At 71.1% G+C, this 10,177-nt stretch carries 13 protein-coding genes and 1 pseudogene; 7 read left to right on the top strand and 7 right to left on the bottom strand.

The features are described from left to right. From GWK61_RS49385 to GWK61_RS49375, 3 genes are all read left to right on the top strand, one after another. The coding region (locus GWK61_RS49385; RefSeq protein WP_194920645.1) for an NAD(P)/FAD-dependent oxidoreductase at positions 1–987 on the top strand (987 nt) is incomplete at its 5' end. A 210-nt stretch (positions 988–1,197) separates the two neighbouring features. Then, positions 1,198–2,289, top strand: a complete 1,092-nt coding sequence (locus GWK61_RS49380; protein ID WP_194920642.1) for a Glu/Leu/Phe/Val dehydrogenase dimerization domain-containing protein — start codon at positions 1,198–1,200, stop codon at positions 2,287–2,289. Between the two features lie 34 nt (positions 2,290–2,323). Further along, the gene (locus tag GWK61_RS49375; RefSeq protein WP_194920641.1) at positions 2,324–2,782 is read left to right on the top strand and encodes an Lrp/AsnC family transcriptional regulator; all 459 of its coding nucleotides are present in this window, start codon (positions 2,324–2,326) and stop codon (positions 2,780–2,782) included. A gap of 53 nt (positions 2,783–2,835) precedes the next feature. Here the strand turns inward: GWK61_RS49375 and GWK61_RS59065 are convergent, their stop codons facing one another. Both GWK61_RS59065 and GWK61_RS49370 read right to left on the bottom strand, forming a co-directional pair. Beyond that, positions 2,836–2,967 carry a hypothetical protein gene (locus GWK61_RS59065; RefSeq protein WP_267254575.1) on the bottom strand — a complete coding sequence of 44 codons (132 nt, stop codon included), beginning with the start codon at positions 2,965–2,967 and terminating at the stop codon, positions 2,836–2,838. A gap of 86 nt (positions 2,968–3,053) precedes the next feature. Next, the gene (locus GWK61_RS49370) at positions 3,054–3,557 is read right to left on the bottom strand and encodes a cupin domain-containing protein (protein ID WP_194920638.1); all 504 of its coding nucleotides are present in this window, start codon (positions 3,555–3,557) and stop codon (positions 3,054–3,056) included. A 75-nt stretch (positions 3,558–3,632) separates the two neighbouring features. Between GWK61_RS49370 and GWK61_RS61225 the strand changes: the two are divergent. Together GWK61_RS61225 and GWK61_RS49360 are read left to right on the top strand one after the other, a co-directional pair. Beyond that, positions 3,633–3,893, top strand: a pseudogene (locus GWK61_RS61225) (LysR family transcriptional regulator); the annotation flags it as partial. 374 nt (positions 3,894–4,267) lie between these two features. Continuing rightward, positions 4,268–4,420 carry a hypothetical protein gene (locus GWK61_RS49360; RefSeq protein WP_194920633.1) on the top strand — a complete coding sequence of 51 codons (153 nt, stop codon included), beginning with the start codon at positions 4,268–4,270 and terminating at the stop codon, positions 4,418–4,420. Here the strand turns inward: GWK61_RS49360 and GWK61_RS49355 are convergent. The 4 genes from GWK61_RS49355 to GWK61_RS49340 are packed head-to-tail and all read right to left on the bottom strand — an operon-like array spanning position 4,398 to position 7,484. Further along, positions 4,398–5,189 carry an ABC transporter permease subunit gene (locus GWK61_RS49355; protein WP_194920631.1) on the bottom strand — a complete coding sequence of 264 codons (792 nt, stop codon included), beginning with the start codon at positions 5,187–5,189 and terminating at the stop codon, positions 4,398–4,400. The genes GWK61_RS49360 and GWK61_RS49355 overlap by 23 nt on opposite strands. Further along, positions 5,186–6,154, bottom strand: coding sequence for an ABC transporter ATP-binding protein (locus tag GWK61_RS49350; RefSeq protein WP_194920629.1), 969 nt, complete (start codon positions 6,152–6,154; stop codon positions 5,186–5,188). Before GWK61_RS49350 ends, GWK61_RS49355 begins: the two co-directional genes overlap by 4 nt. Then, on the bottom strand, positions 6,151–6,474 hold the full coding sequence (locus GWK61_RS49345; protein WP_194920627.1) for a type II toxin-antitoxin system antitoxin: 324 nt from the start codon (positions 6,472–6,474) through the stop codon (positions 6,151–6,153). The genes GWK61_RS49350 and GWK61_RS49345 overlap by 4 nt, the downstream gene beginning before the upstream one ends. A gap of 14 nt (positions 6,475–6,488) precedes the next feature. Further along, positions 6,489–7,484: an SPFH domain-containing protein gene (locus tag GWK61_RS49340; RefSeq protein ID WP_194920626.1), complete on the bottom strand. Its 996-nt coding sequence runs from the start codon at positions 7,482–7,484 to the stop codon at positions 6,489–6,491. A 175-nt stretch (positions 7,485–7,659) separates the two neighbouring features. On the opposite strand from GWK61_RS49340, the gene GWK61_RS49335 reads away from it, so the two are divergent. Beyond that, a complete protein-coding gene (locus GWK61_RS49335) occupies positions 7,660–8,949 on the top strand; it encodes a flavin-dependent oxidoreductase (RefSeq protein ID WP_194920625.1) in 1,290 nt (429 codons plus the stop codon). Positions 8,950–9,009: 60 nt separating this feature from the next. Continuing rightward, positions 9,010–9,453: a protein kinase family protein gene (locus GWK61_RS49330; protein WP_194920624.1), complete on the top strand. Its 444-nt coding sequence runs from the start codon at positions 9,010–9,012 to the stop codon at positions 9,451–9,453. On the opposite strand, the gene GWK61_RS49325 is transcribed toward GWK61_RS49330, so the two are convergent. After that, on the bottom strand, positions 9,404–10,177 hold a 774-nt coding region (locus tag GWK61_RS49325), incomplete at its 5' end, for an MFS transporter (protein WP_194920623.1). The two genes, GWK61_RS49330 and GWK61_RS49325, sit on opposite strands and share 50 nt — an antisense overlap.

Below are 10,177 nucleotides of genomic sequence, written 5' to 3'. Positions count from 1 at the left end.
GCGTACGACCTGGTGGTCGTCGGGGGCGGTCCGGCGGGGATGGCGGCGGCGGTGTACGGGGCCTCCGAAGGGCTGCGGACCGTGTTGGTGGAGCGCTGGGCGATCGGCGGGCAGTCCGGGCTCACGTCGCGGATCGAGAACTACCTCGGGTTCCCCGACGGCGTCTCCGGCGCCGAGCTCGCCGATCGGGCCCGGCGGCAGGCGGAGAAGTTCGGGGCCGAACTTGTGCTGACGCGCCATGCCAGCACACTGACCGGGACAGCGGCCGACGACGGTTTCACCATCGGCTTCTCCGACGGGGGCAGCGTCACCGCCCGCGCGGTCATCGTCGCCACCGGCGCCAACACCCGCACCCTGCACGCCCCCGGCGTCTCCGACTTCGTCGGCCGCGGCGTCTACTACTTCTCCGCGCTCACCGAGGCGCCGCTGTGCGCCGGCGCCGAGGTGTACATCGTCGGTGGCGCGAACTCGGCAGGGCAGGCCGCGATCTACTTCTCGGACTGCGCGCGCAAGGTGGTCCTGCTGGTGCGCGGGGAGTCGCTGGAGCAGGAGATGTCGACGTACCTGATCAAGCAGATCGCCGCCATCGCCTCGATCGAGGTCCGCACCCACACCGAGGTGGCGGGAGCGGCCGGCGACAGCCACCTGGAGCAGCTGACGCTGCGCGACACCCGCACCGACGCCACCGAAACAGTGGCCGCCACCTGGCTCTTCGCCTTCATCGGCGCCGCCCCCGACACCGCCTGGCTGGGCCCGCGCTTCCTGCGCGACGACTCCGGCTGCCTGGTCACCGGCAACGACATCGCGGCGCTCGGCACGCCGCAGCCCGCCTGGCCGCTGGCGCGCGCGCCGTACCACTTGGAGACCACGGTGCCGGGGGTCTTCGCCGCAGGCGACGTGCGGTCGTGGTCCGGGCGGAGGGTCGCTGCGGTGGTGGGGGAGGGGTCGATGGCGGTGATGTTGGTGCACAAGTATCTGGACGCGTGAGCGACGTGTGCGGATAAGCAGGCGTACTCGCTTGGATGCGCCGCCTGGACGTTTGACCGGCCGCGACCCCGCTGCGCCGAACCACGTTCGCTTCCGCGCGGCGTTACGCGGGCGTTCCGGCCATTCGATCGGCTGAGGCGCGCTCGGACTGTCGGATGCCCGAAGGTGGGGTTACCGAAGCGGTCATTCGTCCGAGAGGCGGTTCCTCCCATGTCTGGTTTCCCGCAGTGGTCTGATCACGAAGCGGTTCTCATCCGTACCGGCGCGCGTTCCGGGCTGCCGGTCGTCGTCGCCATGCATTCCTCGGTGCTCGGTCCGTCGGCCGGCGGGTGTCGGATCTGGCGGTATCCGCGGTGGCAGGACGGGTTGGAGGACGCGCTGCGGCTGTCGGCGGCGATGACGGCCAAGTTCGCGGCGGCCGGGTTGGCGCGGGGTGGCGGCAAGACGGTGGTGGCGATGCCGGAGGGGTATGAGCTCACGCCCGAGTGGAAGCGCGGCATCCTGCACGATGTCGCGGACGCCATCGAATCGCTCGACGGACGTTATGCGACCGGGCCCGACGTCGGTACCTCGCCGCAGGACATGGTCGTGATCGGGGAGCGGACCAGTTACGTGTTCTGCAAGCCCGCTGAATACGGCGGCAGTGGGGATTCCTCGCCTGCCACAGCCGAGGGCAGTGTCGCTGCGTTGCGGGCGGTCGCCGCGCAGTTGGGCGGCGGCAACGGCAACGGCAACGGCAACGGTAGCGGTAGCGGTACGGTGCGCGGCCTGCGCGTGGCAGTCGTCGGGCTCGGCAGCGTCGGCGCGCGTATCGCGGCTCTGCTTTCCGAAGCCGGCGCCGAGCTCGTGCTGAGTGACATCGATGCGAGTAAGAAGGACCTGGCTGACGGCCTCGGCGCGCAGTGGCACAGCAATCCGCACCAGGCGCTGACCGCGGACGTTGACATCGTCGTCCCGGCCGCGCTCGGCGGTGTGCTCACCGAGGACATCGTGCCCGATCTGCGGTGCCGGGCGATCGTGGGCCCGGCCAACAACCAGCTCGCGGTTCCGGATGTCGCCGACGCGCTGCACAAGCGCGGGATCGCCTGGGTCCCGGACTACATCGCCAGCGCCGGAGGCGTGATCCACGCGATCACCGTGGAGTTGGACAAGCGCTCGGAAGACGAGGCAGGGCAACGGGTTCGCGGTATCGAGGACACGGTCGCCGGGCTGCTACAGAGTGCTGATACGCGCGGTGTGACGCTCGCAGCCGTCGCGGAGGAGTCGGTGCGTGCCCGGCTCAGTGCCGCCACGGGTCGCTGAGCCCGCCCGGGCGCGGGAGTGCCAGGATCGGAGAATGGATCACCTCGACGCGGAGATCGTCCGCCTCCTGCAAGCCGACGCCCGCCGGTCGAACCGCGAACTGGCCCGCACCCTCGGCGTCGCCCCCTCGACCTGCCTGGAGCGCGTCAGGTCCCTGACGCGCCGCGGCGTGATCCGCGGCTACCACGCCGAGATCGACACCGCGGCCCTCAACCGGGGCGTCCAGGCGCTGGTCGCGGTGCAGATCAGGCCACTGAGCCGGAGCGTGATCGACGCCTTCTCCGACTTCGCCTCGGGGCTGCCGGAGGTGCTCAGCACGTTCGTGCTCTCCGGCGGCGACGACTTCGTCCTGCACGTCGGCGTCCCCGACCTGGACCGGCTGCACATGTTCCTGACCGACCGGATCGCCAAGCGGCGCGAGGTCACCGGGTTCCGGACCTCGGTGATCTTCAAGCAGGTGCACCAGGCGGTGCCGGAGCGGCTGCCGGACTGAAGCGCGGGCCCGCCTCGGGCCTCCGGCTAAGCTCCGCAGCTCAGTCCCGCAGCTCAGCCCAGCAGCGCGACGCAGATCGCAGTGCCGGCGAGCACGATCATGGCCAGGACGATCAGCATGATCTCCTTGGTGCTGACGGTGCTTATGTCGACGCTCTGCTGAGCCTTCGGCTTCTGGGACGCCATGCTTCATGCCTTTCGCAGGTCGATATCGCGGCAACAGTAGCCTGGCGACTTGTGGGGCTTGCAGTCGGGGCCGGGCCGGGCCGAGGTCACCGCGCCTTCCGTGCCTCCCGCCACACCTCGCTCTCGACGAAGAACGTGTCGAACCGCTCCTGCACAGCGCGCAGCGTCTCCGGCGGCTCCAGTCCGGCACGCGTCCGCACGACGAGGTGGAAGTAGTCGAAGCGCTGCACGCCCGGCGTGATCACGATCAGCGCCTCGGCGGTCGAGCCGGCGTGGGCGCCGAAGGCGTGGTTCAGGCCTGGCGGCACGACCAGCAGGTCACCGGCATTCGCGGTCTGCACCGAACTCCCGACCAGGACGTCGAGGCGGCCGTCGAGGATGTAGAAGAGCTCGGAGGAGCCGCTGTGGTAGTGCGGGACCGCGCTGTCCGCGCCGGTGGCCAGCGCGACGCGGTGGGTGCTCAGTGCGCCGCGGGTGGAGTCGGCGTCGGCGAGCAGGAAGTGGCCGATCGAGGCCAGGTGCTCGGCCTCGTCGGCGCGGATCAGGACCGGCGGGTAGAGGCCGGGGTTGTCGTCTGCGTGGTTCGTCATGGGTTCAGGGTCACGCCGCGTCGCATCATCGGTCCAACAGATGTTTCCGCTCATGTCCATGGCTACGATCGATACATGGAGCTCAGGCAGCTGGAGCAGTTCGTCGCGGTGGCCGAGGAGCGGCACTTCACCAGGGCCGCGGCGCGCGTGCACGTCGGCCAGTCCGGCCTGAGCGCCGCCATCGCCGCCCTGGAACACGAGCTCGGCGACGCCCTGTTCGTCCGCGACAACCGGCAGGTGACGCTGACCGCGGCCGGACAAGCCCTGCTCCCGGCAGCCCGGCGCGCGCTCGCCGCGGCGCAGGACGGCCGGGACGCGGTCGCGGGTGGGCGCGGCCGGAAGGTCGACCGCGCCGAAGGTCTGGATCGCGCCGACGTGCAGCCGGCCGTGCAGCACGCCGCGGACTCACGGTCACCGCTGGATGCCGGCGCTGGAAGGCGGTTACCTCGTCGAGTTCGTGGGGCACGGCGCCGGGTTGCGATCCTGCCGCCGCCGTCCCGGCGGGGGATCCGCTGGCGCGCGCCGCCGAGATCCGGCTCGACGATCCGGTGCTGCGCGATCGGGACTTCGTCGCCTACCGGCTGGATTCCGGGATGGAGGGCCAGATCTCCGCGGCGTGCGCGGCGGCGGGCCTGGCTCGGCGGGTGGTCGCCGAGGTAGTGAACCTTCAGTCGGGGGCGATCCCAGCGACCGCTAAGCAGCAGATCAGCATGCTCCCGATCGAGCCGCCGATCTATCGAGACCTGTGCGCGGTCGTGCCCGGCCGACGTCCGCCGACCGGGCCCGCGCAGGCGCTGCTCGATGCCGTGCTGGATGCCGTAGCCGCCGATGAGGACAGCGCTACTTCGAGCGCCGCGCCGTGATCAGCCGCTCCCGGTCGAACATCGGCGCGATGAGCCGGTACGCCCCGACGTCGAGCACCAGCAGCCCGACCGCGAACAGCAGCGCCACCCGGAACGTCGGCGTGATCACGTTGAACGCCATCAGCGCCGTGACCGCCAGCGGCGGCAGGCTGGCCAGCGTCCCGAGCTGCTGCGCGACCCGCACGTCGTTCGCCCGCACCGACACCGCGAGCCCGGCCCAGATCGCCCAGCCGGCCAGGAGCGGGACGAACAACACCTGCGCCAGGATCCGCGGGCCCTCCAGCGCGACGTCGGCGATCTGCTGGTGCGCGAAGAGCTTGACCATCAGCAGGAAGATGCCGAGCATCGCGTAGGCGATGCTCACCGCCGGGATCAGCGCCGCGAGGGCCTTGCCGATCAGCAGCTCCTCGCTCCGCACGGGCGTCGTCAGGACCGGCTCCAGCGTTCCTTGCTCGCGTTCGGTGACGATCGACGACGCCGCGATCGTGGCCGGCAGGATCACCGGGACCAGCAGCAGGAACAGCATCGTGGAGCCGACGCGGGCGTCCAGGGCGGTGCGCGAGACGTCGGTCGGCGCGGTGAAGATGTTGATGATCGGGTTGGCCAGGAAGACGATCGGCAGGACCGTCATCGTCCCCAGCACGAAGCGGTTGCGGCGGTAGTCGGTCACTTCCTTGCGCACCACCGCGCGCACGCGGGTGGGGTCGATGCGCCCGGATCGGACCGCCCGGATCGCTCTGATCGCTCTGATGGCTCTGATGGCGCTCATCGCTGCGTCGCCTCCACGTCCTCGTTGACCAGCTCCAGATAGACGTCCTCCAGCGAGTGCCGGGACTCGGCGACCGACAGCACGTCGGCCTGCGCGTGGACCAGGGCCCTGACGACCTCCGGCGCCGCGACGGCCGGGTCGCTGACCGCCAGGCGGTAGGAGCCCGGCGCGCCGCCCCGGGCGTCCGTGTCCCAGCTCTCGACGCCGGGCAGGCCGGCGAAGACCCGGCCGGGGTCGGCCAGCGGTGCGGCCGTGGCGACGAGCAGGCCCTTGTGGAACAGCTGCTCGCGCAGCTCGGAGGGCTTGCCGATGCTGCGCAGCGTGGTGTTGAGGATCGCGACGCGGTCGCACAGCGCCTCGGCCTCGGCCAGCCGGTGCGTGGTGAAGAAGATGGTGACGCCGCGGTCGCGCAGGCCGCTGATCAGGTCGTGGACGCCGCGGGCGGCGACCGGGTCCAGGCCGGAGGTGGGCTCGTCCAGGAACAGGATCTCGGGGTCGTTGAGCAGCGTGCGCGCCAGGCCGACGCGCTGGCGCAGGCCCTTGGACAGGCTGTTGCAGGTGTCCTGCGCGCGGTCGGTGAGGTTGACGGCCTCCAGCGCCCGCTTGATGCGCTGCTCGCCGTCGGACAGGTGGTAGAGCCCGACGAAGTACTGGAGGTTCTCGGTCACCGACAGCCGGCCGTATAGGCCCGGGGCCTCGGTCATGATCGCGATGCGCTCGCGGATCTCGACGGCGTTCGCGGCCTCCAGCGGGATGCCGGCGACGGTCGCGCGGCCGGAGGTCGGGGTGATCAGCGTGCCGAGGCTGCGCACGGTGGTGGTCTTGCCGGCGCCGTTGGGGCCGAGGAAGCCGAAGACCTCGCCGCGGCCGACGGTGAAGGAGACGTCGGCGTAGGCGGTGCGGGGGCCGAACTTCTTGGTGAGCTTGTCGACGACGAGAACGGGGTCTTCCCTGGTCGCGGTCATGGCTCCTCTTCGGGCTGACGGTCTGGTGTGGGTTCGGTGGGTTCGGTGGGTTCGGTGGGTTCGGGCTGGTCGGTCGGGTCGGTGGGTGCGGGTGGTTCGGAGAGTTCGGTCGCCTCGACCTCGTCCTCGGCCTTGGGCGGCCGCCCGCGCCGGGGCATCTTCCCGACGTTCGACGGCAGCCGCCCGGCCTGCGCCAGGGCCTGGCGCAGCACGTACTCGATCTGTGCCGTGGTGCTGCGCAACTCGTCCCCGGCCCAGCGCGCCAGGGCGTCGTGGACGGCCGGGTCAAGGCGCAGCAGGATCTGCTTGCGGTCGGCCATACGCGCGCCCGCGCCTACTGGTAGAGCGTGCCGGTGTTGATCACCGGCTGCGTGGACTGTTCGCTGCACAGCACGACGAGCAGGTTGCTGACCATGACGGCCTTGCGCTCCTCGTCGAGCTCGACGATGCCCTCGTCGCCGAGCTCGGTCAGCGCCGAGCGCACCATGCCCACGGCGCCCTGCACCATCCGCTGCCGCGCCGCGACGATCGCGTCGGCCTGCTGCCGGCGCAGCATGACCTGCGCGATCTCCGGGGCGTAGGCCAGCCGCGTGATGCGCGACTCGACGACCTCGATCCCGGCCAGCGTGACCCGCGCCGCGATCTCCCGCGACATCTGCGAGGTGATCTCCTCGGCGTGCTCGCGCAGCGAGATCTGGCCTTCGCCGCGTGCGTCGTAGGGGTAGCTGGTGGCGGTGTGCCGGACGGCGGTCTCGGCCTGGATGGCGACGAACTGCACGAAGTCGTCCACGGCGTACACGGCCTGCGCGGTGTCCCGCACCTGCCACACCACGACCGCGGCGATCTCGACCGGGTTGCCGTCGGCGTCGTTGACCTTGAGCGTCGCGGTCTCGTGGTTCCGCACCCGGGTGGAGACCTGGCGCCGCGTGGTCAGTGGGATGACCCAGCGCAGCCCGGTGGTCCGCACCGTCCCGGAGTAGCGGCCGAACAGCGCGACCACCCGCGCCCGGCCCGGCGCCACCGGCACGAGACCGAGCAGCATCACCACGGCGACGACGATGAGCGCGACGTGCGGCGCGGGGCCGCCGCTGCGCAGGGAGACGGCCGCGATGACCGCGGCGACGGCCACGATCAGCGGGAGCCAGCCGGGGATTTCCCAGGCGGCGTGCTCGGCGATCGGGGCCGCCGCGGCGGGGACCGGGAGCGGCGGGACCGGTGAGCCTGGTGAGTCCGGTGAGTCCGGTGAGTCCGGTGAGTCCGGTGAGTCCGGTGAGTCCGGTGAGTCCGGTGTGGTCGGCGGTGGCGGTGGTGTGACGGGGTTGGTGGACATGACGGACGTCTCCTTGAGCCCTGGGCCTCGGTGTTTCTCCAAAGAAAACTCTAGCAAAGTGATATCACTTTTCGCACCGAAGCATCTGCTTCGGGGTCGGGTTCGGCCCGCCCGGTGCCGCCGAGTAACGCAAGGTTCTGAGAAGATCGAGAGACCGAGAGCACGAGGGGGCATTGTGAGGATTCTGATCGTCGGCGCCGGTATCGCGGGGCTGAGCACGGCGCTGAGCCTGCACGACGCCGGTTTGGGCGGCGAGATCACGGTCATCGACGCGGTCGCCGAGCTGCGGCCGCTCGGCGTCGGCATCAACCTGCTGCCGCACGCCACGCGCGAGCTGATCGAGCTGGGTCTGGGGCCGGAGCTGGCGCGGATGGCGGTGCCGACGGCCGAAGTGGTCACGATGGACGTGCACGGGAACCAGATCTGGTCCGAGCCGCGCGGGATCGGGGCGGGCTACGACTGGCCGCAGTACTCGGTGCACCGGGGCGAGTTGCAGGCGGTGCTGCTCGCTGCCGTGCGCGAGCGGCTCGGGCCCGAGTGCGTGCGGACCTCCACCGGGCTGGCCGAGGTGCGGCAGGACGGCGACCGGGTGGTCAGCCGGTTGGTCGGACGGGACGGCGAAGACCTGGGGACGTTCGAGTCCGACATCGTGATCGGTGCCGACGGGCTGCACTCGGCGGTGCGCGCGCAGCTGCATCCTGGCGAGGGCCCGGCGCGCTGGAGTGGCATCACGATGTGGCGCGGGTGCGCCGAGAGCGAGCCGTTTCTCACCGGTCGGTCGATGATGTGGGGCGGGAGCAATCGGGCGGCGAAGTTCGTCGTGTACCCGATCTCCCCGCCGGGTGAGAATGGACGTGTCCTGATCAACTGGGTCGCCGAGGTGCGGGTCGAGCCGGCTGCGGTGCGTGCGCCGGACTGGAACCGTAGCGGTCGGTTGGCCGACGTCCTGCCGCACTATCAGGGGTGGAAGCTGGCCGGCGTGGACGTGTGCGAGCTGATGGCCGCCAGCCCGAAGATCCTGGAGTACCCCATGGTGGACCGGGATCCGCTGCCGTTCTGGGGTGCAGGCCGGGTCACGCTGGCCGGGGACGCGGCGCATCCGATGTATCCGATCGGCTCAAACGGCGGGTCGCAGGCCATTCTGGACGCGCGGCACCTGGCGTGTCAGCTGGCGCACCACACCGACGACCCGGCTGCGGGGCTGGCCGCGTACGAGGCCGTGCGGCGTCCGGCGACGGCCGCGATCGTGCGGATGAACCGGTCGTTTCCGATGGACCGGATCCTCAACCTGGTCGCCGATCGGGCTCCGGAGGGGTTCGACGCGATCGAGGACGTGTTGAGCGCGGCGGAGATGGCGGAGATCACCGCGGCGTTCCGGAGTACCACGGGGACCGACGCGGAGGAGTTGAATGCGCGCGCGTCCCTTTCGGTGCGAACCGAACGGGTGAACAATGTAGGGCGCTGATATCGGAGGTGGGGTGTGGAGCACTCGGAGCCGAATCTCGAACCTTCTGGGGTGCCTGCGGTGGTCCAACCCCTGGGGCGCAGTGACCCGGACTTCATCGGTCACTATCCGCTGGTCGGCGTCCTGGGCTCCGGCTGGTCCGGCCGGGTCTACCTGGCGCGCGACGCGCAGGGGCGGCCGATGGCGGTCAAGGTGATCCGGCCTCAGTACGCTGATTCGGCCGTGTTCCGGGCCCGGTTCCGGCGCGAGCTGGACGTGATCCGGCGGGTGCGCAGCGAGCGCGGGGCGCCGATCGTCGACGCCGACCCCGACGACGAGGCGCCGTGGCTGCGCCGGGACCGAGCTGTGTATCGATCCCGGGACGAGTGTCAGCAACCTGAGCGGCACCGCCAACACGAACGATCGGTGGGTCTGGATGTCGAACAACACAGCACCCTGCTGAGCTCTGCTTTCGTTATGCCGCCCCGACCGGCTGTGGCGTCTCGACCGCCACCGGCCGGGTGAACTCCCGCAGCTGCGGTGTCTTGACGACGATCACCGCGAGCGCCGCCAGGCAGAGCATGCCGCCGCTGACCAGCGCCACCTGTCCGGAGGTCGCGGCGGCGGTGAGGCCGGCGCGTAGGTTGCCGAGTTCGGGGCCGGCCTGGCCGGCGATCTGCTCGGCGGCGGCGACCCGGCCCAGCATCTCGTTGGGGGTGTTGAGCTGGACGACGGTGCTGCGGGAGACCACCGCCAGGGTGTCGGCGGCGCCGGCGACGGCCAGGCAGGCCAGGCCGAGCCAGGCGTTGGAGACCAGGCCGAGCATGAGCAGGGCCGCGGCCCAGACCGTGGAGCCGAGGAGCATGACCGCTCCGGGGCGGGGCAGGCGCGTGAACGTGCCGGAGAAGACCGACGCGACGACGCCGCCGACGGCGATGGCGGTCAGGAACAGGCCGAGCGTGCGCGGGTTGTTGCCGAAGCGCTCGGCGTTGAGGAGCGGGAAGAGGCTGATGGGCATCGTGAGGACGGTCGTGGCGAGGTCGGTGAGCAGCGCCCCGCGGACCGGCGCGGCGTGCATGAGGTAGCTGAGGCCGTCGGCCACACCCCGCAGGCCCGGCCGCGGCGCCTGCTCGGAGCGCATCGCCAGCCGAGGCAGCCGGAAGGCGCCGTAGAGCGCGACGGCGAAGGACAGCGTGTCGATCAGATAGCAGGTCCCGACCCCCGCCACCCCGATGACCAGCCCCCCGAG

The sequence above is a fragment of the Catenulispora rubra genome (assembly GCF_015356825.1).
Taxonomy (GTDB): domain Bacteria; phylum Actinomycetota; class Actinomycetes; order Streptomycetales; family Catenulisporaceae; genus Catenulispora; species Catenulispora rubra.
Note: the sequence above shows the minus strand (reverse complement) of the source record. Positions and strands in the feature narration are given on the sequence as shown.